This window comes from Methylobacterium terricola (assembly GCF_006151805.1).
GTDB classification, from domain to species: domain Bacteria; phylum Pseudomonadota; class Alphaproteobacteria; order Rhizobiales; family Beijerinckiaceae; genus Methylobacterium; species Methylobacterium terricola.
Map to the genome: position 1 here is coordinate 36,030 of NZ_VDDA01000003.1, position 25,391 is coordinate 61,420.

General features: G+C 71.7%; 19 protein-coding genes and 1 tRNA gene. 14 read left to right on the plus strand and 6 right to left on the minus strand.

The window, feature by feature from the left end; genetic code table 11:
• Window positions 1-210: 210 nt before the first annotated feature.
• From FF100_RS07550 to FF100_RS07590, 9 genes are all read left to right on the plus strand, one after another.
• Window positions 211-1,593: an aromatic ring-hydroxylating dioxygenase subunit alpha gene (locus FF100_RS07550; RefSeq protein WP_139034957.1), complete on the plus strand. Its 1,383-nt coding sequence runs from the start codon at window positions 211-213 to the stop codon at window positions 1,591-1,593.
• A 41-nt stretch (window positions 1,594-1,634) separates the two neighbouring features.
• Window positions 1,635-3,071, plus strand: coding sequence for a glutamine synthetase family protein (locus tag FF100_RS07555; protein WP_139034958.1), 1,437 nt, complete (start codon window positions 1,635-1,637; stop codon window positions 3,069-3,071).
• Window positions 3,072-3,097: 26 nt separating this feature from the next.
• Window positions 3,098-4,318, plus strand: coding sequence for an ABC transporter substrate-binding protein (locus FF100_RS07560; RefSeq protein WP_139034959.1), 1,221 nt, complete (start codon window positions 3,098-3,100; stop codon window positions 4,316-4,318).
• 253 nt (window positions 4,319-4,571) lie between these two features.
• Window positions 4,572-6,185: an ABC transporter substrate-binding protein gene (locus FF100_RS07565; RefSeq protein ID WP_139034960.1), complete on the plus strand. Its 1,614-nt coding sequence runs from the start codon at window positions 4,572-4,574 to the stop codon at window positions 6,183-6,185.
• Window positions 6,186-6,219: 34 nt separating this feature from the next.
• Window positions 6,220-7,629, plus strand: a complete 1,410-nt coding sequence (locus FF100_RS07570; RefSeq protein WP_139034961.1) for an amidase — start codon at window positions 6,220-6,222, stop codon at window positions 7,627-7,629.
• Window positions 7,626-9,254: an amidase gene (locus FF100_RS07575; protein ID WP_139034962.1), complete on the plus strand. Its 1,629-nt coding sequence runs from the start codon at window positions 7,626-7,628 to the stop codon at window positions 9,252-9,254. Before FF100_RS07570 ends, FF100_RS07575 begins: the two co-directional genes overlap by 4 nt.
• A gap of 235 nt (window positions 9,255-9,489) precedes the next feature.
• Entirely contained in the window at window positions 9,490-9,852 is a 363-nt protein-coding gene (locus tag FF100_RS07580) for a hypothetical protein (RefSeq protein ID WP_139034963.1), read from the plus strand.
• A gap of 151 nt (window positions 9,853-10,003) precedes the next feature.
• Window positions 10,004-11,296 (plus strand): adenylosuccinate synthase, encoded by a 1,293-nt coding sequence (locus FF100_RS07585; RefSeq protein WP_139034964.1) that lies wholly within the window; start codon window positions 10,004-10,006, stop codon window positions 11,294-11,296.
• 73 nt (window positions 11,297-11,369) lie between these two features.
• Window positions 11,370-12,743, plus strand: a complete 1,374-nt coding sequence (locus tag FF100_RS07590; protein ID WP_139034965.1) for a histidine kinase — start codon at window positions 11,370-11,372, stop codon at window positions 12,741-12,743.
• Between the two features lie 60 nt (window positions 12,744-12,803).
• On the opposite strand, the gene FF100_RS07595 is transcribed toward FF100_RS07590, so the two are convergent.
• Window positions 12,804-14,495 (minus strand): methyl-accepting chemotaxis protein, encoded by a 1,692-nt coding sequence (locus FF100_RS07595; protein WP_139034966.1) that lies wholly within the window; start codon window positions 14,493-14,495, stop codon window positions 12,804-12,806.
• A 501-nt stretch (window positions 14,496-14,996) separates the two neighbouring features.
• Between FF100_RS07595 and FF100_RS07600 the strand changes: the two genes are divergently transcribed.
• Window positions 14,997-15,929, plus strand: coding sequence for an AEC family transporter (locus FF100_RS07600; protein WP_139034967.1), 933 nt, complete (start codon window positions 14,997-14,999; stop codon window positions 15,927-15,929).
• Window positions 15,930-15,939: 10 nt separating this feature from the next.
• On the opposite strand, the gene rpoH is transcribed toward FF100_RS07600, so the two are convergent.
• Both rpoH and FF100_RS07610 read right to left on the minus strand, forming a co-directional pair.
• Window positions 15,940-16,830, minus strand: a complete 891-nt coding sequence (gene rpoH / locus FF100_RS07605) for an RNA polymerase sigma factor RpoH (protein WP_048447606.1) — start codon at window positions 16,828-16,830, stop codon at window positions 15,940-15,942.
• Window positions 16,831-17,077: 247 nt separating this feature from the next.
• Window positions 17,078-18,067 (minus strand): RluA family pseudouridine synthase, encoded by a 990-nt coding sequence (locus FF100_RS07610; RefSeq protein WP_171070086.1) that lies wholly within the window; start codon window positions 18,065-18,067, stop codon window positions 17,078-17,080.
• 102 nt (window positions 18,068-18,169) lie between these two features.
• Between FF100_RS07610 and FF100_RS07615 the strand changes: the two genes are divergently transcribed.
• Window positions 18,170-18,245: transfer RNA gene (locus tag FF100_RS07615), tRNA-Glu, on the plus strand.
• A gap of 124 nt (window positions 18,246-18,369) precedes the next feature.
• Here the strand turns inward: FF100_RS07615 and FF100_RS07620 are convergent.
• The 3 genes from FF100_RS07620 to FF100_RS07630 form a co-directional block, all read right to left on the minus strand.
• The gene (locus tag FF100_RS07620; protein ID WP_139034968.1) at window positions 18,370-19,566 is read right to left on the minus strand and encodes a DUF418 domain-containing protein; all 1,197 of its coding nucleotides are present in this window, start codon (window positions 19,564-19,566) and stop codon (window positions 18,370-18,372) included.
• A 227-nt stretch (window positions 19,567-19,793) separates the two neighbouring features.
• Window positions 19,794-20,456, minus strand: a complete 663-nt coding sequence (gene otnC / locus FF100_RS07625; RefSeq protein WP_139035609.1) for a 3-oxo-tetronate 4-phosphate decarboxylase — start codon at window positions 20,454-20,456, stop codon at window positions 19,794-19,796.
• 14 nt (window positions 20,457-20,470) lie between these two features.
• Complete coding sequence (locus FF100_RS07630) at window positions 20,471-21,502, minus strand: LacI family DNA-binding transcriptional regulator (protein WP_139035610.1); 1,032 nt, start codon at window positions 21,500-21,502, stop codon at window positions 20,471-20,473.
• 141 nt (window positions 21,503-21,643) lie between these two features.
• Here FF100_RS07630 and ltnD point away from each other — a divergent pair, with 141 nt between their 5' ends.
• The 3 genes from ltnD to otnK all read left to right on the plus strand — a co-directional run bounded on the left by ltnD (window position 21,644) and on the right by otnK (window position 25,147).
• On the plus strand, window positions 21,644-22,672 hold the full coding sequence (ltnD, locus tag FF100_RS07635; RefSeq protein WP_342778986.1) for an L-threonate dehydrogenase: 1,029 nt from the start codon (window positions 21,644-21,646) through the stop codon (window positions 22,670-22,672).
• Between the two features lie 427 nt (window positions 22,673-23,099).
• Complete coding sequence (gene otnI / locus FF100_RS07640) at window positions 23,100-23,882, plus strand: 2-oxo-tetronate isomerase (RefSeq protein WP_139034970.1); 783 nt, start codon at window positions 23,100-23,102, stop codon at window positions 23,880-23,882.
• On the plus strand, window positions 23,879-25,147 hold the full coding sequence (otnK, locus tag FF100_RS07645) for a 3-oxo-tetronate kinase (protein WP_139034971.1): 1,269 nt from the start codon (window positions 23,879-23,881) through the stop codon (window positions 25,145-25,147). The genes otnI and otnK overlap by 4 nt, the downstream gene beginning before the upstream one ends.
• Window positions 25,148-25,391 lie beyond the last annotated feature (244 nt).

Here is a 25,391-nt window from a genome sequence, read left to right on the forward strand (position 1 = left end):
AGGCGGCGAGGCGACCCCGTGTGCGCGGCCCCGTACGGCCTGGCAAGATCCGCGTCCACCTGCCGGCGAACGACACCGCGATGGGCAGAGCGTGCTCACCGATCGTGCTTGCGCCACCTCCGGGCTGGCTTACAATCGAACATATGTTCGTTGAACGAACAAGTCGATGGGCCCGGGTTGCGGGCAGACACTCGACGGGGGATCGCCGCCATGATGAGCCGGGAGCAGAACGACCACATCACCCGCAGCGGCCCGGGAACGCCGCTGGGCATCCTGATGCGCCGGTACTGGCAGCCGGCTGCCCTCGTCGACGAACTCCAGGGCGAGCGCCCGGTGGTGCCGGTGCGGCTGCTCGGCGAGAACTTCGTGCTGTTCCGCGACGAGGCCGGGCGTTACGGGCTCCTCGACCGCGACTGCCCGCATCGCGGCGCCGACCTCGCCTTCGGCCGGCTCGAGCATGGCGGCTTGCGCTGCGCCTTCCACGGCTGGCTGTTCGACGTCGAGGGGCGCTGCCTCGAGACGCCCGCCGAGCCGGTGGGCAGCAAGCTCTGCCAGAACATCCGGCAGCGCGCCTACCCGGTCGTCGCGCGCAACGGCATCCTGTTCGCCTATCTCGGCGAGGGCGAGCCGCCGGCCTTCCCCGAGATCGACTGCTTCCTGGCGCCGGACGCCTATACCTTCGCCTTCAAGGGCCTGTTCGAGTGCAACTGGCTGCAGGCGCTCGAGGTCGGGATCGACCCGGCCCATGCCTCGTTCCTGCACCGCTTCTTCGAGGACGAGGACACCGCCGCCTCCTACGGCAAGCAGTTCCGCGCCGCCTCGGCCGGCAGCGACCTGCCGATGACGAAGATCCTGCGCGAGTACGACCGGCCGATCATCAACGTCGAGCGCACCGAATACGGCATGCGGCTGATCGCACTGCGCGAGATCGACGAGGAGCGCACCCATGTGCGCGTGACGAACCAAGTCTTCCCGCACGCCTTCGTCATCCCGATGTCGGCCGACATGACGATCACGCAGTGGCATGTGCCCGTCGATGACGAGCATTGCTACTGGTACGCGATCTTCACGAGCTACGGCGCGCCGGTCGACAAGAAGAGGATGCGCGACCAGCGTCTGGAGCTCTACGCGCTGCCGGAGTACCGCTCGCGGAAGAACAGGACCAACGATTACGGCTTCGACCCGCACGAGCAGGCCCATTCCACCTATACGGGGATGGGACTCGACATCAACGTCCACGACCAGTGGGCGGTCGAATCGATGGGGGCGATCCAGGACCGGACGCGCGAGCATCTCGGCCAGTCGGACAAGGCCATCATCCTCTACCGCCGGATCCTGCGCGAGCAGATCGACAAGGCCGCGACCGGCGACGCCCCGCTGATGGTGCTCGACGCGCGGCACGCGCGAAGCATCCAGGGCCCGGCGACGATGGACGGGATCGGCCCGTCGAAGGGATGGGAGACCTACTGGATGGACGTGGACGTGCGCCGCCGCCGCGGCGCCCCGTGGATGCCCGCCCTTCCCTCCGACGTCGCCCCAGAGGTCGCCCCGGAGGTCGCCCCCGAGGCGGGCCGCCGGGACGCGGCCGAGTAGAGCCGCGCCTCGATCGCACGCTGAGCCGGAGACCCACGGCGGTGACATTCGTACAGGACCACGGATTGTGGAGCGCCGCGCAGGACGACGCGGCGCGCGAGGTGCGCGAGCGCTGCGGCCCGGAGCGGATCGACACCGTCCGCCTGTCCTTCCCGGACCAGCACGGGATCCTGCGCGGCAAGACCCTGGTCGCCGCCGAGGCGGTCAAGGCGCTCGACGCCGGGTGCCCGATCACCACGACGATGCTCGCCAAGGACACCTCCCACCGCACCGTCTTCCCGGTCTTCAGCGCCGGCGGCGGCTTCGGGATGCGGGAGATGGAGGGCGCCGCCGACGTGGTGATGGTGCCGGACCCGACGACGTTCCGCGTGCTGCCCTGGGCGCCGCGGACCGGGTGGCTGCTCTGCGACCTCCACTTCCGGGACGGACGGCCCGTCCCCTTCGCCACGCGGGGCCTCTACCGCTCGGTGCTGGAAACGCTGTCCGCGCGGTCGCTCGACTACGTCGCGGGGCTCGAGGTCGAGTTCCACGTCTTCAAGCTCGACGATCCCCGCATGGCGCCCACCGACGCCGGGCAGCCTGGGACGCCGCCCGCCGTGAGCCTGATCTCGCACGGCTACCAGTACCTGACGGAGCAGCGCTACGACCAGGTCGAGCCGGTCCTGGAGATCCTGCGCCGGGACATCGTCGCCCTCGGCCTGCCGCTGCGCTCGATCGAGGTCGAGTACGGGCCGAGCCAGTGCGAGTTCACCTTCCAGCCCACCGTCGGGACGGTGCCGGCCGACCTGATGGTGCTGTTTCGCAGCGCCGTGAAGCAGATCTGCCGGCGCCACGGCTACCACGCCACCTTCATGTGCCGGCCGCGCATCCCGAACGTGGTCTCGTCGGGCTGGCACCTGCACCAGTCCTTGCGCGACGCGCGGACGGGGACGAACGCCTTCGTTCCGACGGACGGAGCCGGGCCGCTCTCGGCCCTCGGCACGGGGTTCCTCGGCGGGCTGCTCGCCCATGCGCGGGCTTCGAGCGTGTTCACCACGCCGACCATCAACGGCTACAAGCGCTACCGCTCCTACTCGCTCGCGCCCGACCGCGCGGTCTGGGGGTGCGACAACCGCGGGGTGATGATCCGGGTGCTCGGCGGGCCGGGGGATCCGGCGACGCGGCTGGAGAACCGGGTCGGCGAGCCGGCGGCGAACCCCTACCTGTACATGGCGTCGCAGATCCTCGCCGGCCTCGACGGCGCCGACCGCGGCCTCGATCCCGGCCCGAGCGCCGACACGCCCTACGAGACCGAGGCGCCGCTGCTGCCGACGTCGCTGCGGGAGGCGGTCTCGGTCTTGCATGAGGATCCGTTCTTTCGCGGCGCCCTCGGCGAGGCGTTCATCGACTACTACGCGCGCATCAAGACCGCCGAGATCGATCGCTTCCAGGCGGAGGTCACCGAATGGGAGCAGCGCGAGTACTTCGAGATCTTCTGACTCAGCTTGGCGCGGAGCCGCACGAGATGAAACCTGGTCGCCGTTTCCGGTTCGCCGTTTCCCTGGCGCTCGCCTGCGCCGGACTGCCCGATCCGGGCCGGGCGCTCGATCAGCCGGTCCGCATCGGGGTCCTGAGCGATATGAGCGGGCCGTTCTCCGACCAGGTCGGCGCCGGCTCCGTCGCCGCCGCGCGCCTGGCGCTCGAGGATTTCGCGCGCGAGAGCGGCGGCATGAAGGTCGAGCTTCTCTCCGCCGACCACCAGAACAAGCCGGATATCGGCCTCGGCATCGCCCGGCGCTGGCTCGACCAGGAGAACGTTTCGGCGATCGTCGACCTGCCGAATTCCGGCGTCGCCCTCGCGGTCGCCAACCTCCTGCGCGAGCGCAACCGCGTGGCGCTGGCCTCGAGCGCGATGACCTCCGACCTGACCGGGAAGTTCTGCGCGCCCACGACGGTGCAGTGGGTGTCGGATACCTGGGCGCAGGGCTCGGCCACCGCGCGGGCGCTGGCCGAGCGCGGCGCCAAGCAATGGTACTTCCTCACGGTCGACTACGCCCTCGGCCACGCCCTCGAACGCGACGCCACGCGGGCGCTCGGCGAGACCGGCGGCCGGTCGACCGGCGGGTCGCGGCTGCCCCTCGGCACCGGCGATTTCTCCTCGGCTCTGCTCACGGCGCAAAGCTCGGGCGCGCAGGTCCTGGCGCTGGCCAATACCGGCGCCGACATGATCAACGCGATCAAGCAGGCCGGCGAGTTCGGGCTGACGCCGAAGATGAAGGTCGCCGCGCTGTTCATCCAGCTCTCCGACACCCATTCCCTCGGCCTCGCCACCGCGCAGGGCCTGCAACTGGTCTCTGCCTTCTACTGGGACCGCGACGCGCGCACGCGGGCCTTCGGCGAGCGCTTCGCGGCCGTGATGAACGGCCGGCGGCCGACGGAGGACCATGCCGGGGTGTACTCGGCGACGCTCGCCTACTTGCGCGCCGTACGCGCCGCCGGCACGGTCGAGGGCGACCGGGTCGTGGCGACGATGCGCAAGGCTCCGATCGAGGATCCCCTGTTCGGCACGGTGACGATCCGCCCGGACGGCCGCGCCGTCCACGACATGTACCTCTACGAGGTGAAGGCGCCCGCGGAGAGCCAGCGCCCCTACGACTATTACAGGCACGTGACGACCATCGCCGGCGATCAGGCCTTTCGCCCGATGAAGGACGGCGACTGCCCGATGAAGGATCAGGCCAAGTAGGGTCTTCCCGAGGCGTCGCTCGCCGTCGCCGACCGGGGGGCGCCCTGCCCGAGCGCCCCCGCCCCGGCCCCCTGTCCGGCAGGCTGCGGCGGCCCGGTCGGGCGCACGGAGACGATATTCCTCCGCCGCCGCCCCCTCTTGGCATGGCGGTTGCTGACACGCCGGGCAAGGGACGAGAGCCCGGCCCGACGAAGCCGGCCGGACGGAGGGACGCGCGAACGGGGTCCGTCGCAGCGCCGGCCGAGGTCACCGCATGAAGAAGCGCGAATTTCTCAAGCTCGGCGCCGCCGCCGGCCTCTCGCTCGGCCTCGGTCCGGTCGGCGAGGCGCGTGCCCAGGCACGGCCCGGGCTCTTGCGGGTCGCGATGACGGCCGGCGACATCCCGCTCACCACCGGCCAGCCGAACCAGGGGGCCGAGGGCGTCCGCTTCATGGGCATCACGCTCTATGACGGCCTGACCCGCTGGGACCTGTCCCGCAGCGACCGCGCCGCCTCCATCGTGCCGGGCCTCGCCGAGAGCTGGAGCGTCGATCCCCAGGACAAGCGGGTCTGGACGTTCAAGCTCCGCCCCGGCGTGCGCTTCCACGACGGCTCCGCCTTCACCGCCGACGCGGTGGTGTGGAACCTCGAGAAGCTCCTCGACCGGTCGGCCCCGCAATTCGACCTGACGCAGGCACAGCAGGGCAGCCTCTATGCCGGTGGCATCGCGCGCTGGCGCAAGATCGACGAGGGCACCGTCGAGATCACCACCAAGGTCGTCGACGCCGTCCTGCCCTATTCGCTGGCGAGCGTGTTCATGTCGAGCCCGGCGCGCTGGGAGGAGATGGGCCGCGACTGGAACAAGGTGGCGCAGAGGCCCTCCGGCACCGGGCCGTGGCGGCTCGACAGCGTCCGGGCACGGGAGCGGGCCGAGCTCGTGCGCAATCCCGACCACTGGGACAGGACCCGGATCCCGAAATCCGAGCGCCTGGTGCTGATCCCGATGCCCGACGTCAATGCACGCGTCGCGGCCCTCCTGTCGGGCCAGGTCGACTTCGTCGAGGCGCCGCCGCCCGACGCGATCCCGCGGCTGCGCCAGTCGAAGATGACAATCGTCACCAACGTCTACCCGCATATCTGGCCCTACATGCTCAGCTTCGAGGAGGGCTCGCCCTTCCTGGACGTTCGGGTGCGCCGGGCGGCCAACATGGCGATCGACCGCGACGGGCTGGTGAGCCTGCTCGGCGGGCTCGCGGCGCCGGCCCGCGGCATGATCGATCCGGGCCATCCCTGGTTCGGCAAGCCGGCCTTGGACCTCAGCTACAATCCGGACCGCGCCAGGGCGCTGCTGGCCGAGGCGGGGTTCGGCAAGGACAAGCCGGTCAAGGCGCGGATCATCATCTCGCCGTCCGGGTCGGGGCAGATGCAGCCGCTGCCGATGAACGAGTTCATCAAGGAGAACCTGCAGGATGTCGGCATCGCCGTCGAGTTCGAGGTGATGGATTGGGAGACCCTGCGCACCCGCCGCCGCCTCGGTGCCGGCGCCCCCGAGAACAAGGGCCGTCACGGCATCAACAACTCCTTCGCCTATTGGGACCCGGATATCGGCCTGATCGGACCGGCGAGCCGGTTCATGAAGGATTCGGGCTTCAACTGGGGCGGCTATTACAGCCCCAGGGCCGAGGAGCTGGCCAAGGCGGCCAAGCAGGAATTCGATCCCGTGGCGCAGAACGCGCTCTTGGGCCAGCTCCACGAGGTGGTGGTGGAGGACGCGATGTGGATCTTCGTCGTCCACGACCTCAATCCGCGGGCGCTGGCGCCGAACGTCACGGGCTTCGTCCAGGCCCAGAGCTGGCTCCAGGACCTGACGCCCGTGGTGGTCGCGTGAGCGGCCCCCTCCCCTCCTCCCGGCAGGCCGCATCATGACCGACGAGACCCTGTGGCGCCTCACCGTCGCCGAGGCCTCGCGGCGCATCGGCCTCGGCGCGCTCTCGCCGGTCGACCTCGTCGAGGCCTTCCTCGCCCGGATCGCGGCGGTCGACGCGCGGATGCCGAGCTACGTCCACGTCGATGCCGAGGGCGCCCGCGCAGCGGCCCGGATCGCGGCCGCGGAGCTGGCGGCGGGGCGACGGCGCGGGCCGCTGCACGGCCTGCCCTTCGCCGTGAAGGACAATTACGACGTCGCCGGCCTGCCGACGATCGTCAATTCGCGCCTGCGCCTCGGCCACGTCGCGACCCGCGACGCCACCCTGGTGGCGCGGCTGAAGGCGGCCGGCGCGATCTGCCTCGGCAAGCTCTCGACCTGGGAATACGGCACCGGCAATGGCGGCGAGTACGGCGACACCGTCTTCCCCACCACCCGCAACCCCTGGGACCTGACGCGCTTCGCCGGCGGGTCCTCGACGGGCGTGGGGGCGGCGATCGCCGCCGGGACCGCGATGTTCGCCCTCGGCTCGGACACGACCGGCTCGGTGCGCCTGCCGGCGGCGGCCTGCGGGGTCGTCGGCGTCAAGGCGACGCCGGGGCGGGTCAGCCGCCACGGCCTCCTGCCGAATTGCTGGTCGCTCGACATCCCCGGCCCGTTCACCTGGACTGTGGAGGATGCCGCGATCGTGCTCGGCGCGATCGCCGGCTACGACCCGGCCGACCCGGTGACCGAGGACGTGGCCGTGCCGGACTATCCCCGCCACCTCGCCGGCGGCGTCGCCGGGCTGCGCATCGCCGCCGTGACCGATTCCGGCCCCGGCTTCCCGCCGCCGGACGATGCGATGGCGGCGGCGTTGCGGGCCGGCCTCGACACGCTGCGGTCCTTGGGCGCGACGATCGTCGCGACGCGGCTGCCGGTGCCGGCGGAGGATTGCTTTGCGCTCTCGCGCTTCATCGGCCCGCCGGAATCGGCCTCGATCCACGAGGCCGAGTACCGCACTGATGCCGCCCTGATGGGCACGGCCCTGCGCGACAAGATGCATGGCGGCACGCTGCAGCGGGCGGCGGACTACATCGCCGCCCAGCGCCGGCGCCGGGCCGTGGCGGAGGGGATCGACGGTCTTCTCTCCGGCTTCGACGCGCTGGTGACCTTCGGCACCTTTCGGGTCGCGCCGCGGCTCGACCGGCAGGACGAGATGGTCGCCTTCACGGTCGAGACCGCGATGACGCCGTTCAACCTCTCGGGCCATCCGAGCCTCGTCCAGTGCACCGGCTTCACCCCCGCCGGCCTGCCGCTGTCCTGGCAGGTGGTCGGGCATCGGTTCGACGAGGCGACGATCCTGCGGGTCGCCGCCGCCTACGAGGCGGCGACGCCGTGGCGCGAGAACAGGGCACCGGTCCGATGAGCGAACTCCACACCCTCTCGGTCGCCGAGGCCGGGCGGCTGATCGGCGCCCGCAGGCTCTCGCCGGTCGCGCTCGTCGCCGCGATGCTCGACCGGATCGAGGCCGTCGACGGCCGCCTCCACAGCTATATCGCGGTCCTGGCCGACCGCGCCCGGGCGGCGGCGCGGGACGCCGAGGCCGAGATCATGGCCGGCGGCTGGCGCGGGCCGCTGCACGGCATCCCGTTCGGCATCAAGGACAATTACCACGTCGCCGGCCTGCCGACGACCGGCGGCTCGCGCCTGATGCAGGCTGCGCCGCCCGAACCGGAGACCGCCACGGTCGTGGCGCGGCTCGAATGGGCGGGCGCCATCCTGCTGGGGAAGCTCAACACCTGGGAGTACGGCACCGGCGACGGGCAGGTCTATCACGACCTGCCCGACCCGGTGGCGCGCAACCCCTGGGACCTCGCACGCTTCACCGGCGGCTCCTCGACCGGGGCCGGCGCCGCCGTGGCCGCCGGCACGGCGTTGTTCGCGCTCGGCTCCGATACCGGTGGGTCGATCCGGCTTCCGGCCGCCGCCTGCGGGTTGCAGGGGCTGAAACCGACCTTCGGGCGCACCAGCCGCGCGGCCTGCCTGCCGAATTGCTGGTCGCTCGATCATACCGGCGCCCTGACCTGGACGGTGGAGGACCAGGCGATCGTGCTCGGGGCCATGGCCGGGTACGATGCCCGCGACCCGTCGAGCGCGACCGCCCCCGTCCCCGACTACCGGCAGGGCCTGCATGCCGGCGTGCGCGGCCTGGTGATCGGGATCGTGCGCGACCTCGGCGACGGGGTCGACCCGGCGAACCGCGACGCGATCGAGGACGCCGCCGCGCGGCTGACCGCGTCCGGGGCGATCCTGCGCGAGGTCTCCCTGCCGGCCGGCCTCTCGACCTACCAGGCGGTCGCCCGGATCATCAACTGGGCCGAGTCGTTCTCGATCCACGAGGAGGATTTCGTCGCCCGGCGCCACCTCATGGGCCGGGCCCTGCGGACCAAGATGAGTGCCGGCTTCTGCGTCCGGGCGGTCGACTACCTCGCGGCCCTGCGCGAGCGGCGGCGGCTCGCGCGCGCCACCGACGCGCTGATGCGCACGGTCGACGCCCTGATCCTGCCCGGCGCCTTCCACGTCGCACCGAGCCTGCGCGAGCCCGAGACCGTGCCGGCCTTCACCCACGACACCGCCTGTTCGGTGTTCAACGTCACCGGCCACCCGGCCCTCTCGCTCTGCACCGGCTTCGACGCGGGCGGCCTGCCGCTCAACGCCCAGATCGCCGGCCGCTACTTCGACGAGGCGACGGTGCTCCGCGTGGCGCAGGCCTACGAGGCGGCGACGCCCTGGCGCGCCCGCAAGGCCGACCCCGCCCCGCACGCCCCGGAGCCGATCATGCCCGACACGACACCCAACCAAGTCCCGCCCGAGCGGCTCGCCGAGGCGGAACGCTACGCGACGCGCTACGGCCTCACGGCCCTCGCGCCGGCGGAGGTGGCGGAACTCGCCCTCCTCCTCGACCGGACGGCGGCGGCCGGCCTCGCGATCCCGCGCCAGCCGTCGAAGGAGGACGAGCCGGCGCACGTCTTCCGCGTGCCCCTACGATGAGCCAGACCCCGCGTCCTCGTGGGCACGGCCGCGGCCCGCGCGGGTCGCGCCATGGGATCCGCCACCATGGCCACGCCGTGCCGGAGCAACCTCGGCGTGCCGCCAGGCCGGGTTTCGCCGTCGGGGGGTGAAGCCCCGCGTCGGGCCACGGGCACCGGATCCTCAGCCAAGCGCGGCCGGAACCCTCGGGTGCCGGCCCGGTTTCCCTCGGGAGACCCCTTCTGGGAGATACCCGATGTCCAAGCTGATGCGCGGCGGGCTCGCGATGCTGGCGATCGTCGCCGGCGCCACCACCGCCCTCGCCCAGTCGCCCGAGGTGCCCTTGCAGGGCCGCACCCGCGACCCGAACCTGCCACCCCTGAACCAGACCATCCCCGAGAAGGTCCGGCCCGGCGACGCGACCTCGAACGCCGACAAGTCCGACACCACCGGCTCGACGCTGAGCGACAAGCTCCAGCAATCGGACGGCGTGATCAAGCCGCCGGCCACCGGCGCCCCGGACATGGCGGTGCGGCCGCCGGACCCGACCCCGAACTCGACCCCGGTGATCAAGCCGGGCGAGCTGCCGGGCCAGGGCCCGAACACCCAGGCCAAATAGCCGCCGCGCGGCGTATCCACCGACCGTCGCTTGATTTCCCGGCCGGGATCGCCGAAGAGCGCACACGCGTGACACCATCCGCAGCCGATCAGCCCCGCGCCTTCCTCGCGCCGGGGCTTTTCGCGCGGCGGCCAGGGACGGGTATGTGGATATGGCGAACGTCGTCGTGGTGGGCGCCCAGTGGGGCGACGAGGGCAAGGGCAAGATCGTCGACTGGCTCTCCGAGCAGGCCGACGTCGTGGTGCGCTTCCAGGGCGGGCACAATGCCGGCCACACCCTCGTCATCGACGGCGTGACCTACAAGCTGTCGCTGCTGCCCTCCGGCGTGGTGCGCGGCGGCACGCTCTCGGTCATCGGCAACGGCGTGGTGGTCGATCCCTGGCACCTCATCGAGGAGATCGCCAAGATCGGCCAGCAGGGCGTGGCGATCACGCCGGAGAACCTGCGCATCGCCGACAACGCGACGCTGATCCTGCCGCTGCACCGCGAGCTCGACCATTTCCGCGAGACCTCGAACGCGGTGCTCAAGATCGGCACCACCAAGCGCGGCATCGGCCCGGCCTACGAGGACAAGGTCGGCCGCCGGGCGATCCGCGTGGTCGACCTCGCCGATGCCGAGATGCTCGACGCCAAGATCGGCCGGCTGCTCGCCCACCACAACGCCCTGCGCCGGGGCCTCGGCATCGACGAGATCGACGGCGCGGCGCTGAAGGCCGAGCTTCTCGCCATCGCGCCGAAGATCCTGCCCTTCGCCGACACGGTGTGGTCGCTGCTCGACGATGCCCGCCGCTCCGGCAAGCGCATCCTGTTCGAGGGCGCGCAGGGCGCCCTCCTCGATGTCGACCACGGCACCTATCCCTACGTGACGTCCTCGAACATCGTCGCGGCGCAGGCGGCGACCGGCTCGGGCCTCGGCCCGGGGGCGATCGGCTACGTGCTCGGGATCGTCAAGGCCTACACCACCCGGGTCGGCGAGGGACCGTTCCCGACGGAACTCACCGACGCGATCGGCGAGCGGATCGGCGAGCGCGGCCGCGAGTTCGGCGTCGTCACCGGCCGCAAGCGCCGCTGCGGCTGGTTCGACGCCGCCCTGGTGCGCCAGACCGTGCGGACCTCCGGCATCCACGGCATCGCGCTGACCAAGCTCGACATCCTGGACGGCTTCGACACGATCCAGATCTGCACCGGCTACCGCCTCGACGGTCGCGAGATCGACCACCTGCCGGCGAGCCAGGCCGACCAGGCCCGGGTCGAGCCGATCTACGAGGCCTTCGAGGGCTGGAGCGAGACCACCGCGGGCGGCCGCTCCTGGGCCGACCTGCCGGCCCAGGCGATCAAGTACGTGCGCCGGATCGAGGAGCTGATCGGCGCGCCGGTCGCGCTGCTCTCGACCTCGCCGGAGCGCGACGACACCATCCTGGTCCACAACCCCTTCGAGGATTGAGCGGAATCCAGCGCGTACGAAGGCGGGCGAAGCTTGACGCCCGCCGCCCCGCACGACAAGGCATGCGGCGACCATGGCCGATTATTATCCCCTGCTCGCCCGCGCCCTCGAGGCCCTGCCCGAACGTTCGCCCGATCTGCGGCACACGGTCTACGAGCGCGCCCGCGCGGCGCTGATCGGCCAGCTCCGCTCCCTCGACCCGCCGCTGTCGGAGGCCGACATCGAGGCGGAGCGCGTCTCCCTCGACCGGGCGATCGCCCGGCTCGAGATCGAGCATGGCGGCCTGCCCGAGCCGGAGCCCGCCCCCCTCGAGCCGCCCCGCGCGGCGGAGCCGCCGCCGGAACCCGCAAGGCCGCTGGAGCCGGCACCGCCGGTGGGTCTGCCCCGCGCGGTCGCTCCCGCGCCTGAGATCAAGTCCCCTCCCGACCAGCCACCTCCCGCCGGACCGTCCCCCGCCGAGCTGCCGGCGCCGCACCACACCGACGCCCTGCCGGAGGCCGGTCCCCCGGTCGAGCTGAAGCTGCCGCCGGCGCGGCCGCGCAACCCGGAGCCGGCCGAGGAGCCGGCGGGCCCGGATGCCGGCCTCGCCGCGCCGCAGCGCCCCCGTCTCGACGTGGTGGCGCCGAAGCGCGACCGCTCGCGCCTGGTGCGCAACGGGATCGTGGCGGCGGTGCTGGCGGGGGTAGTCGGCGCCATCGCGGTCACCGCCTGGTCGCTGCGCGACAACCCCGCCGCCCTGCCGACGGGCTTCGCCGAGAACGGGCCCAACCGTCCGGCCGAGAGCCAGGATTCGAAGTTCGCCGACCGGGTCGGCGGCGAGCGGGCACCCCAGGCCCCTGCCCCCGCACCGGCTCCCGCCCCCGCGAGCCAGGGCAGCGCCCCGCGGCCGTCGCCGACGCCCGACATCGCGGTGGCGCAGCGCGGCACCCTCTACGAGGAGAACGGCCCGCAGGGCTCGGCCCCGAAGGCGACGCAGGCCCGGGTGGTCTGGCGCCTGGACGCCGTCAATGCCGGCCAGGGCCAACCGCTCCAGACCGTGGTGCGCGCCACGATCGACGTGCCCGATGCAGGCCTGAGCCTCGCCATGGTCCTGCGCCGCAACACCGACGCGACCTTGCCGGCCTCGCACATCGTCGAGCTGACCTTCACCGCGACCGACCCGAGCCGCACGGTGCGCGACGTCGGCCTGATCCAGTTCAAGGACGAGGAATCCGGCCGCGGCTCACCGGTCTCCGGCCTGCCGGTGCCGGTGCGCGACAACCTGTTCCTGATCGGCCTCTCGAACCTCAAGGCCGATATCGATCGCAACACCGACCTGCTGCTCAAGCGCAACTGGATCGACCTGCCGATCCGCTACGCCAACGGCAACCGCGCGATCCTGACCTTCGAGAAGGGCAATGCCGGCGAGAAGGTGCTGCGGGAGGCGTTCGAGCAGTGGCAGCCGTGATCGTCTGATCGCGATCCCCGGACCGACGGCCGGCCAGAGATCGCGCGAAGCCGCTACCGCTCACGCCGCCCGGACGGTCGCGAGGAACCTGACGACCTCGGCCGAGAGATGCTCGGACTGACGCGACAGCTCGGACGCGGAAGCCAGGACCTGATGCGCGGCCGCGCCGGTCTGCTCGGAGGCGCGCGCGACGCTGGCGACGTTGCCGGTCACCTCGGACGTGCCGCTCGCGGCCTGCGCCACGTTGCGGACGATCTCCTGCGTCGCCGCGCCCTGCTGCTCCACCGCGGAGGCGATGGAGGCCGCGACGCCATTGATCTCCTGGATCCGCCCCGCGATGCCCCCGATCGCGCCGACGGCCTGTCCGGTCACACCCTGGACCTGGCCGATGCGCTGGCCGATCTCGTCGGTCGCCCGGGCCGTCTGCGTGGCGAGCTCCTTCACCTCGGCCGCCACGACGGCGAAGCCGCGGCCCGCCGTGCCGGCCCGCGCGGCCTCGATCGTCGCGTTGAGGGCGAGCAGGTTGGTCTGGCCGGCGATGGTGGAGATCATCCCGACCATCGCCCCGATCTGCTCGGCGGCGTGGCTGAGCTCCTGCACGAGGCGCAAGGTCTGGTCGGCCTCGGCGACGGCGGCCTGGGCCATCCCGGCCGAGCCGGCGACCTGCCGGCCGATCTCCTGCACGGTGGTCCCCAGCTCCTCGGCGGCGGCGGCCACCGTGCTGACATGGGCGGCCGCCTCCTCCGCCGCGGCCGCGACCGTGATCGATTGCGACGCGGTCCCGGCCGCCGTCGCGGTCATCTGCTCGGCCGTCGCCTGCAGTTCGGTGGCGGACGACGAGACGATGCCGACGATGCCGCCGACCGCCCGCTCGAACCCGTCGGCGAGCTCCATCATCGTGCGCTTGCGCTCCCGCGCGGCAGCCGCGTCGGCGACGCGCCGGATTTCGGCCTCCTCGGCGGCCTTGCGCGCCACCATCGCCTTGATGCCCTCGACCGCGCGGGCGACGACGCCGACCTCGTCGCCGCGCGCCGCCTCCCTAATCTCCGCCTCGGTCTCACCGGCGGCCATGCGCTGCAGCACCGCGACGAGGCGGCCGAGCGGGCGCGTGATGCCGAAGACTGCGATCAGGAAGACCGCGGCCAGCCCGGCCAGCATGCCGGCGGCACTGGCGCCGATCAGGGCATGGCGGATGGCGTTGGTCTGGTCGGTCAGGTCGTCCGAGCCCTTCTCCATGTAGGTGCGGATATCGTCGGCGAGCTTGTTTCCGTCGTCGACCAGGACCTTGAAGACCGGGTCGATGCGGTAGTGCACGACGGCGAGAGCCTCGGCATTGTGATTGGAGATGCCGAAACGGCGGGCATCGCTGGCCGCCCGAACGAAGCGGTTGATGCGGGCCGATTGCTCATCGATGCGGGTCGTGAAGGTCGGGGCTTCGTCGCGCAGCTCAGCGAGCGTCTGCTTGAGTTCGGGCACGCCCGCTTCGAACGCCGCATCGGCCGCCTGCACCTGCTCCGGCTCGGTCTCGGCGATGATGCGGTAGATGTAGTAGTTGAGTTCGACGAGGTGGCGAGTCACGCGCCGTGCCGTCGAGACGGCGCGGGCCTCCCGCACAATGAAGAGGCTGTAGGCGTCATCGATCGTCGTCATGCGCGCCTGCGCGTAGCAGATGCAGCCGCCGACGATCAGGCCGATCAGCGCGATGATGCTGGAGATCTTGTGCAGGATCTTGATGTCGGACAATCGTGGCATATCTTCATTCCCTTATTTGCCGCAGCGTACAATTCGGGACCTAACAGCCATTTAATCGATGGAATCAAATCCAATACGGTGCTTTTTTGAACAACGATGCTTCAAAATTCGACACGATCTCTCAGGAATCATCCACGGCACCGGCGCAAATTTGCCACGAATACAACGATACGTTACAAACTGGCGAGACCATGCCTACCCTGCCCTGCACGCGCCGCAACGGACCCAGCAGAATGCCGTCCGCGAGCCGTGCCGGCGCCCCCGAGACCTCGGGGTCACGGCGTCGCATCCGGACCGCCGTGACGAGAAGGCCCCGGGAATTCCCCTGGCCCCCCCGACGCGGGCTCCGCATGCATGGCCGACCGCCTCAGGAGAGAGTGGGAGCGCCCGCCCCGGCGCGCTAAGCTGAACCGTCGCATCGGTCCCGTGATCCGGTCGCCGATGCCACTTCGCCTCCGAAGGCCCTCCCACCGAAGGCAACCCCGCCTTGGCCCATACCCCATGACCGGCGCCGTCCTGCTGGCCCTTTTGCCGGTCGTGATCCTGACGGCCCTCGGGCTGACCTTGCGCCGACTCCGGTTCCTGGCCGAATCCTTCTGGCCGCAGGCCGAGCGGCTCGGCTACTTCGTGCTGCTGCCGAGCCTGTTCTTCCACAGCCTCGCCACCGCGCGGATCGAGGGGGTGCCCGTGGGGGCGCTCGCCCTGACGCTGATCCTCTCGACCCTCATCGTGGCAGGCCTCGCCCTCGCGGTGCGGCCATGGCTCCGGGTCGACGGGCCGGCCTTCACCTCGGTGTTCCAGGGCAGCGTGCGGTTCAACAACTATGTCGGGGTGACGCTGGCCGCCGGGCTGTTCGGCGCGCAAGGGGTCGCGCTCGCGGCGATCTGCAACGCGGCGATCGTGCCGACGGTCAACATCCTGTGCGTGCTGGTCTTCGCCCGTCACGGCGCGGCGCGGCTGACGGCGCGCGGGGTGGTGCGCCAGCTCGTCACCAATCCGCTGATCGTGTCGTCGCTGGCCGGGATGGCGGTCCAGCTCCTCGGCTGGGGCCTGCCCCCGGGACTGGAGCCGGCCCTGCGGACGCTGGGGGCCGCCTCGCTGCCGATCGGCCTGCTCTGCGTCGGCGCAGCGCTCGAATTCGGCGGTGCGCGGGCGTGGCTGCGGCCGGTGGCGTCGGCCTCGGCGATGAAGTTCGGGGCGATGCCAGCGGCGACCCTTCTGGTCGCCTCGTGCCTCGGCCTGCACGGGCCGGCGCTCACCACGGCCCTGCTGTTCCAGGTCCTGCCGACCGCCTCCTCGGCCTACATCCTGGCGCGCCAGCTCGGCGGCGATGCGCCGCTGATGGCCGGCATCAGGGCGGTGCAGACCGTGCTCGCGCTGGTGGCGATGCCGGTGGTGCTGATCGGCCTGTCGGCCCTGGTGGCGATGGGGTGAGAGGGCCGGCTTAAGCCGGCACCCCCGCCCGCGGCGCCTCGCGGGTGGCAAGGTTGCGCTTGACCGCGTCCTGCACCTTCTCGAAGGCCCGCACCTCGATCTGCCGCACCCGCTCACGGGAGACGCCGAACTCGCTCGAGAGGTCCTCCAGCGTGATCGGGTCGTCGGCGAGGCGGCGGGCCTCGAAGATCCGGCGCTCGCGCGGGTTGAGCACGCCGAGCGCGTCCTTGAGGGCAGCGAGGCGATTCTGCCCCTCCTCCTCGCGGGCGAGCACGGTCTCCTGGGTCGGGCTGTCGTCGACGAGCCAGTCCTGCCACTCGCCCTCGCCCTCCTCGCGCAAGGGCGCGTTGAGCGACGCGTCGCCGCCGAGGCGGCGGTTCATGTCGATCACGTCCTGCTCGGGCACGCCGAGGCGGGTGGCGATCTGCTTGACCTGATCGGGGCGCAGATCGCCCTCGTCGAGAGCGGAGATACGGCCCTTCGCCTTGCGCAGGTTGAAGAACAGCTTCTTCTGGTTCGCGGTGGTGCCCATCTTCACGAGCGACCACGAGCGCAGGATGTATTCTTGAATCGCTGCCTTGATCCACCACATGGCATAGGTGGCGAGGCGGAAGCCCTTGTCGGGGTCGAAGCGCTTGACGGCCTGCATCAGGCCGACATTGCCCTCGGACACCACCTCGCCGATCGGCAAGCCGTAGCCGCGATAGCCCATGGCGATCTTGGCCACGAGCCGCAGGTGGGAGGTCACGAGCTTGTGGGCGGCGTCGCGGTCGCCATGTTCACGCCAGCTCTTGGCGAGCATGTATTCCTCCGTCGGCTCCAGCATCGGGAACCGGCGAATCTCGTCGAGGTAGCGCGACAGGCCCCCTTCGTTGGCGAGCACAGGAAGTGCAGCAGCCATTCCAACCTCCTCAAAGCTCCCCGCAAGACTGGGCGAGCGCGAACGACCTCCCGTTGGCCGGCCGTTCGATCTGCCACCATAGCAGAGAGCGGTCCGGCCGGGTAGCGACGGGTGTCGCGACTAACGCGTGAGGCGCCATTTGGTGCTGCCGTGGCCGTTTGCCGCGTGCGGTGCCGCACTGACGCAAGGAGAGCCCGAGTCGCCTCTTTCGTCAATGAGACGTGCGAGGGAGGTCGTTTCGTCCCGGTCAGGGCGTCAGCGCGGCGATCAGCCGGGCCATGTCGGGCGGCGGCGGGCTCTCGAAGCGCATCGACGCGCCGCTGCGCGGGTGCCGGAAGCCGAGGAGCGCCGCATGCAGGGCCTGCCGGCCAAGGGCGTCGAGCGCCTGGCGCGCCTCCGGCTCGAGGCGATTCGCCTTGGTGCGGAACGCCGCGCCGTAGACCGCATCCCCCAGGAGCGGGTGGCCGCGATGCGCCAGGTGCACGCGGATCTGGTGGGTACGCCCGGTCTCGAGGCGGCAACGCACCAACCCGACCGGCTCCTGGCGCCCGAGCACGTCCTCGGTGCGGTAATGGGTGATGGCGTGGCGGCCGCGGCCCTCGCGCACCACCGCGATCTTCTCGCGGTTGCGCTCCGAGCGGGCGAGCGCCGCGTCGATCGTGCCGGCAGCCGGATCCGGCACGCCCCAGACGAGGGCCAGGTAGGCGCGCTCCAGCGGTCCGGTGCGGCCGTGATCGGCGAATTGCGCCGAGAGGTCCTGGTGGGCGAGGTCGGTCTTGGCCACCACCATCAGGCCGGTCGTGTCCTTGTCGAGGCGGTGGACGATGCCGGGGCGGGCGACGCCGCCGATGCCCGACAGGCTCGCCCCGCAATGGGCGAGCAGCGCGTTGACCAGCGTGCCGCTGTCGTTGCCCGCCCCCGGATGCACCACCAGCCCCGCCGGCTTGTCGATCACGATCAGGTCGTCGTCCTCGTAGACCACGGCGAGGTCGCGCTCCTCCGGCTCCGGCTCGGCCGGGCGCGGCGCCGGCACCGTCACGGCGACGCGCTGGCCGCCGACGACCTTGGCGGAGGGATCGCCCGCGGGGGCTCCGTCCAGGGTCACCTGGCCCTCGCGCATCAGCGCCTGCAGGCGGCTGCGCGACAGGTCCGGCCACAGCCGCGCCAGCGCCCGGTCCAGCCGCTCGCTCCCCTCCCCCGGCGGGATCGCTCCCTCCCGCACCTCAGCCTCGCTCAACCCGTCTCTCCCGCGCCATCGCCCGAAAACGCAGCCGGGATACGATTTCGGGCTTGTGCCCGTCCAGGCCCCTGGCTATACAGCCGCCATCCCGCCGGGCCAGCTCCCATCGTCTAGCGGTCTAGGACGTCGCCCTCTCACGGCGAAAACAGGGGTTCGAGTCCCCTTGGGAGCGCCACCGGCCGGAGATCTCATCGAAGCTTGGTTCTGTACGTACCGTTTGCCTCCGGCACGTGGTGTCTTGCTTCGATCGACTGTCTCTGCGTCTTGCGATTGCTCCACCTTGGTCGATCGGCGCCGCCTCAGGCGCCCGGCTCGGGGCGACGCCCATAGGTGAGCGCCCGCCACAGCCCTTCCAGCGGACCGAAGCGGTGATGCGCGAGCCACCACCGGCTCGCGACGGCCTGTGCGCCGTAGACCGCCAGAACGAGGGCGAGCCCGGTCGCGAGGTCGAGCCGGCCGAACAACCCGAGTCCGTAACCGTAGAAAATGAAGCCGAGCACGAGCGACTGCACGATGTAGTTGGTGAAGGCCATGCGCCCGACCGGCTCCGCCCAGGCGAGCCCGCGCCGCCCCGCCCTCGTGGTCCCGACCGCCAGGATGGCGAGGGCGTAGCCCAGGGCGAGGACGATCGTGCCGAGCGGCGCGGCGACGATCTCCGCCCGCCCGAGCGACGGCCAGCCGGAATAATGCCGCGTCGCCGTGGCGAGCGTCAGCGCCGTACCGGTGCCCATCGCGAGGCACGCCGCCCACCCTAGCGCCCACGCATGGTGCCCGGCCCGCCAGACCAGGCCGCTCCGCCACGCCACCACGCCGAGCAGGAACAGCCCCAGCGTGCGCGGCAGGACGAAAGCGTGCAGGGGCAGGAATCCGGCGATCTCCTCGATCCGGAACCGCAGGATCTCCGGGAAGCTCCCTGTGGCGTAGACCCGGTCGGCCGCCGCCACCTGATGCAGCAGCCAGGCCCGGCTCGGGAACGCGACGAGCGGTGGCAGGAGAGGCTGGACGAGGGACAATCCCAGGAACACGGCGCTTCCGAGAGCCGGCAGCCAGGTCGGCCCGAACAGGAACGGCAGCACGATCAGGCCGGCGAGGGCGTATTCCGTCAGGATGTCGCCGTTCCAGATCAGCACGAGATGGATCAGCCCGAAGCCGAGGAGGACGAGCAGGCGCCGCATCAGGAGCATAGCCCGTCGGGCCGGCGCCATGCGCTCGAACTGGATCGCGAGGCCGACCCCGAACAGCAGCGAGAACAGTGCGAAGGCCTTCATGTCGACGAAGGTCGACAGGATTGCGTCGATCCCGCGGTCGATCGCCCGCTCCGGCGGCCCCGACACGAATTGCCGGAAGATCGAGACCCGGAACTCGAATTCCAGGTTGATGGCGAGGACGCCGAGGAGCGCCAGCCCGCGCAGGGCGTCGAGGATCCCGAGGCGGGCAGTGGGTTCGACCGGGGCGGCAGGGCTTCCAGGTGCGGAAGCGCGGTCGGCGGCGAGCATGGGGCACCCGTTCGGGCCTGTGCCCGCTTTCGGCCCCGGTCGTCAGGATCGATGGATCCGACTGGCGGCCTGGAACTGCGCATCTTCCCCTTGCGCCTGTCCCACGGTCAAGCCGGCCGGTCCGTGACAGGACGCTCGCCGATGTGGCATCGGCCGATGGGCGGCCTGCGATTTGCGCCCCGCCCGTGATCGGGACCGCTCGGCGTGGTGCCGCGCCGTGCCGGCCCTCAATGCTCGTGCCCGTGCTCCGGCAGCGTCAGCCCGAAATGGCTCACCAGGTCCTGCACCTGCGCCGGGGTCAGGTGGCGCGGGTTGAGGTTGCGCAGCAGCAGGTACAGCTTGGCCGTCTCCTCCAGCTCCTCGGTGGCGAACACTGCCGCCTCGAGAGTGTCGCCGGCCACCACCGGGCCGTGATTGGCAAGCAGCACCGAGGAATACTGGCCGGCGAGCCCCCGGATCGCGTCGGCCACCGCCGGGTCGCCGGGGCGGTAATACGGCACCAGGGCCACCGCGCCGGCCCGCATCAGGCTGTAGGGGGTGAGCGGCGGCAGCACCGCGCGGGGATCGATCTCCGGCAGCATCGAGACCGCGACGGCATGGGTCGAGTGGAGGTGGACGATCGCACGGGCCGAGGCCCGGCTGTCGTAGAGGGCGCCGTGGAGCGGGATCTCCTTCGTGGGCTTGTCGCCCGACACGAGCCGCCCGTCCCGGTCGAGGCGGGAGATCCGGGCCGGATCGAGGAAGCCGAGCGAGGCGTTGGTCGGCGTCACCAGCCAGCCGCCGTCGTCGAGGCGCAGCGAGATGTTGCCCGACGAGCCGGGGGTCAGGCCACGCTCGAACAGCGAGCGGCCGAAGCGGCAGATCGCCTCGCGCAGGGCATTCTCGCTCAGGGTCGATACATCCGTCACGCGGTCGCTCCCTCGATCAGCTCGAAGCCGAGATCCACCACCGTCGCCGGGCCGCCGGCACAGAGGAGCCGGGCCGCCGTGGCGCCGGCCTCGACCCGCGGGGTGCGGATGGTGGCGAGCGGCTGCGGCATCAGCCGGCCGACATCGAGGCCGTTATAGCCGAACAACGCGAGCCGTCCCGGCACCGGGTGCCCGTGGGCGAGGCAGTGGAAATAGCCGCCGAGCGCCATGTCGTCGTTCGAGAAATAGGCCGCGTCGAGATCCGGGACACGGGCGAGCAGCGCCTCCAGCCCGTGCCGGCCGGCCTCGACCGAGGACGGGCTCGCCACCCTTTCCTCGCCGGCGAGGGCCAGCCCGGCTTGGCCCAGGCCCTCGCGAAAGCCGGCGTAGCGCTTGGCGGCGCGCCGGTCCTTGGAGAGGTCGTGGCCGATATAGCCGATGCGGCGATAGCCGCGGCCGGCGAGGTGCCGGGCGCTCGCCGCGCCGGCGGCGCGGTTGGAATAGCCGACCACGATGTCGAGCCCCGGCCCGTCGGTATCGAGGAGCTCGGCCACCCGCACGCCGCTCGCCACCAGCCGGCGCTGCGTGCCCGGATTGTGCTCGAGCCCGGTGACGATCAGCCCGGCCGGGCGCCAGCTGAGGAGCGAGCCGACCACCGCCTCCTCGCGGTCCTGGTCGTAATCGGTGACGGCGATCACCGACTGGAAGCCTTCCTGCTCCAGGGCGGCGGTAGCGCCGCGCAGGAGATCCGGGAAAACGATGTTGGTGAGCGACGGGATGACGATGCCGATCAGCCGCGAGCCGGTCGAGGCGAGCGTCCCGGCGATGCGGTTCGGCACGTAGCCGAGGCGCGCCACCGCCGCCTCGACCCGGGCCCGGGTCTTCTCCGAGAACGATCCGTGGCTGCGCAGCACCCGCGACACCGTGCTCTCGCCGACCCGCGCCTCGCGGGCGACATCCGCGAGCGTGATCGGGCGCCGGACGGCACCGTCGCGAAACGCCTCGTCCTGGACGGTCTCGTCGCGCATGCTCGCCTCTCGGGCCGCGAAGGCCTCGTTGCCCTCCTCGTCCATGCGTCCTCCCGGTCCCTCCCGGCACCTTGTCACGGACGCTCGGGACCGCCACGATGTCATGGTTCCCCGGCCGGCTCAACGGACCCATGGTCCGGATTGGCAGCGCTGCCAATTGTTGCTAGAGCCTGGGACGACGGCGCGGCGTCAGATCGCGCGAGACGCGGACCGCGCACGGTCCGCACGGGTCGTGACGACCCGCAAGGAGGAAACGGCATGAGCGACACACCCGCCCGCGTCGCGGTGATCGGTCTCGGCTCGATGGGCTACGGCATGGCGCAGGCCCTGCGCCGGGGCGGCCTCGACGTCGCCGGCAGCGACGTCTCCGCCGACAGCGTCGCGCGCTTCTCCGCCGAGGGTGGACGCGGCGCAGGCAGCCCGGCCGAGGCCGCGGCGGATGCGGCGATCGTGGTCTGCGTCGTCGTCAACGCCGCCCAGACCGAGGCGGTCCTGTTCGGTCCGGACGGCGTCGCCGCGGCGATGCCGGAAGGCGCGGTGTTCGTCTCCTGCGCCACCATGGACCCGGAGATCGCCCGTCGCCTCGCCGCCCGGCTCGAGGCCACCGGCCGGCACTACCTCGACGCGCCGATCAGCGGCGGCGCCCAGCGCGCGGCGCAAGGCGAGCTGACGATCCTGGCCTCGGGCAGCGCGGCGGCCTTCGCGGCGGCCAAGCCCGCCCTCGATGCCATGGCGGCCAAGCTCTACGAGCTCGGCGACGCCGCCGGCCAGGGCGCGGCGTTCAAGATGATCAACCAGCTGCTCGCCGGCGTGCACATCGCCGCGGCGAGCGAGGCGATGACCTTCGCGGCCCGCCAGGGCCTCGACCTGCGCAAGGTCTACGAGGTGATCACGGCCTCCGCCGGCAATTCCTGGATGTTCGAGAACCGGATGCCGCACGTGCTCGACGGCGATTACGCGCCGCGCAGCGCGGTCGACATCTTCGTCAAGGATCTCGGCATCGTGCAGGACATGGCGCGCAGCCAGAAATTCCCGGTGCCGGTGGCGGCGGCGGCGTTGCAGATGTTCCTGATGGCGGCCGGCGCCGGCATGGGCCGCGACGACGATGCGTCGGTGGCGCGGATCTACGCCCAGGTGACGGGCACCGCCCTGCCGGGCGGGACGGGCTGAGACGATCGGAAAACGATCGGCCGAACCGACACCCGCTCGGTCATTCCGGGGGCTGCCCGGGAATGGAGTGGCGCCGGTTTCCCCTCTTCCCGCGGGCGGGGAGAGGGCTGTGCGTCCGTTCAGGAGGCGCAGCAAGCCCGCAGGGCGAGGGTGAGGGGGCGTTCCCGAAGGAGCCTCCCTCGTCGAGACCCCCTCGCCCTCGCTCCGGCGCCGCCTGCGCTTGCCGTTTGCACGACAAGGTGCAAACGGCCCTCTCCCCGCCCGCGGGAGGAGGAGAAAATCCGCGCCCCTCATGTCCCTGACCAGCCCTGCGGGATGACGTGGAGAGGCGGCAACGTTGAGTGCCTGGTCGACCGGCTCCGGCAGTCCGACAGGTTCAAGCCCGCCCGGGCACGGGCGCTACCCACGCCCTCAAGGGAGGACATTTATGCCGCGCTTCGCCGCGAACCTGACCCTGATGTTCACCGAAGTCCCGTTCCTCGATCGCTTCGCGCAGGCCGCGGAAGCCGGGTTCGAGGCGGTCGAGTTCCTGTTTCCCTACGAGCACCCGCCCGAGGCGGTCGGCGAGAGGCTGAAGGCCCACGGCCTGACCCAGGCCCTGTTCAACCTGCCGCCCGGCGATTGGGTGGCGGGCGAGCGCGGCCTCGCCGCGCTCCCCGACCGGTTCGAGGAGCTGAAAGGCGGCGTCGAGACGGCTCTCGCCTACGCCCGCGCCACCGGCGTGAGCCGCCTGCACCTGATGGCCGGCATGGCCGACCGGAGCGACGCGCGGGCTCAGGACTCGTATCGCCGCGCCGTCGCCTGGACGGCGGAGCGCTTGGGACGGGAAGGGCTCGACCTCGTCCTCGAGCCGATCAACGCCCGCAACATGCCGGGCTACTTCCTCAACGATTTCGGATACGCCGCCGACCTGATCCGCGAGCTGGCGCTGCCGAACCTCAAGCTGCAATTCGACCTCTACCATTGCCAGATCCTGCACGGCGACGTGACCATGCGGCTGCGCGCCCTGATGCCGATCATCGGCCACGTCCAGACCGCGAGCGTGCCGGAGCGGCACGAGCCCGGCAGCGGCGAGATGAACGACGCCGTCCTGTTCGCCGAGCTCGACCGCCTCGGCTATGACGGCTTCATCGGCTGCGAGTACAATCCGCGGGCCGGCACGCGCGAGGGGCTCGGCTGGTTCACCCCCTACAAGGGAGCACGGGCATGACCCTGGCGCTGGGCTGCATCGCCGACGACTATACCGGCGCCTCCGACCTCGCCAACACCCTGACCAAGGCGGGCCTGCGCACGGTCCAGACCATCGGGGTGCCGGCGGACGACCTCGCGCTCCCCGAGGTCGATGCCGTCGTCGTCTCGTTGAAGAGCCGGTCGATCCCGGCCGAGGAGGCGGTGGCGCGCTCGCGCGAGGCCGCGGCTTGGCTGAACGCACGGGGCGCCGGCCACCTGCTGTTCAAGGTCTGCTCGACCTTCGATTCGACCGATGCCGGCAATATCGGCCCGGTCACCGACGCGTTGCGCGAGGATGCCGGCGTGGGAATCGCGCTCGTCACCCCGGCCTTCCCGGAGACGGCGCGCACGGTCTATCTCGGCCATCTCTTCGTCGGCGCGGTGCCGCTCGCCGAGAGCCCGCTGAAGGACCATCCCCTCAACCCGATGCGGGACTCGAACCTGGTGCGGGTGCTGGCGCGCCAGAGCCGGGCGGAGGTCGGGCTGATCGACCTCGCCACGGTCGCGCAGGGCGCCGAGGCCGTGAGCGCGCGGCTCGACGCGCTGGCGAAGGACGGCAAGGGCGCCGCCATCGCCGACGCGGTGCTCGACCGCGACCTCGCGGTGCTCGGTGCCGCAGCCCTCACCCGAAAAGTCTCGACCGGCGCCTCGGGCCTCGGCCTCGGCCTCGCCCGCGCCCTGGTGGCGGCGGGCCGCGTCGCCCCCGCGGCGGCGCAGGCCGATCTCGGCCCCGCCATCGGCGGCCCGGCGGCCTGCCTCGCCGGCAGCTGCTCGCAGGCGACCCTCGGGCAGATCGCGAGGGCAGAAGCCGTCATGCCGGTACGCCGCCTCGATCCGGCGCGGCTGCTCGCCGGCGAGGACGAGGCCGGCGCGGCGCTCGCCTGGGCGATGGAGCGGATCGGGCACGGTCCGGTGCTGATCGCCAGCAGCGCCGGCCCGGAGGATGTGGCGGCGGTCCAGGCCAAGTACGGCCGCGACGCCGCCGGCCACGCGATCGAGGCGGCGATGGCGCGGATCGCCGAGGGGCTGGTGAATGGGGGCGTGCGCCGTCTGGTGGTGGCCGGCGGCGAGACCTCCGGCGCCGTGGTCGACCGCCTCGGCCTGCCGGCCTTCCGCGTCGGCCCCGAGATCGCCGCCGGCGTGCCGGTCCTGCGCACCACCGACCGGGACATGTGGCTGGCGCTCAAGTCGGGCAATTTCGGCGGGCCGGACTTCTTCGCCGATGCGCTGCGGCTGATGCCCTGAGCGGCTTCGCCCGGGGCTGCCTTGAACGTCTGGCCAGCTTGAAATCCTCCATCGTCACCCCGGGGCCGCGTCGCCGAACCCGGGATCCATAATCACTGACTTCGCAAGACGAGGCGGACAGCGATCCGCTTCGTCTTGCATCGTCGGCCGCGATCGACCCCGGGCTCTCGCCGTCGGCGAGACTCAGGATGACGGCAGGAGACGCCGGCACCTGCCGCCAGGCGACCGGCGTGATACGTCAGAC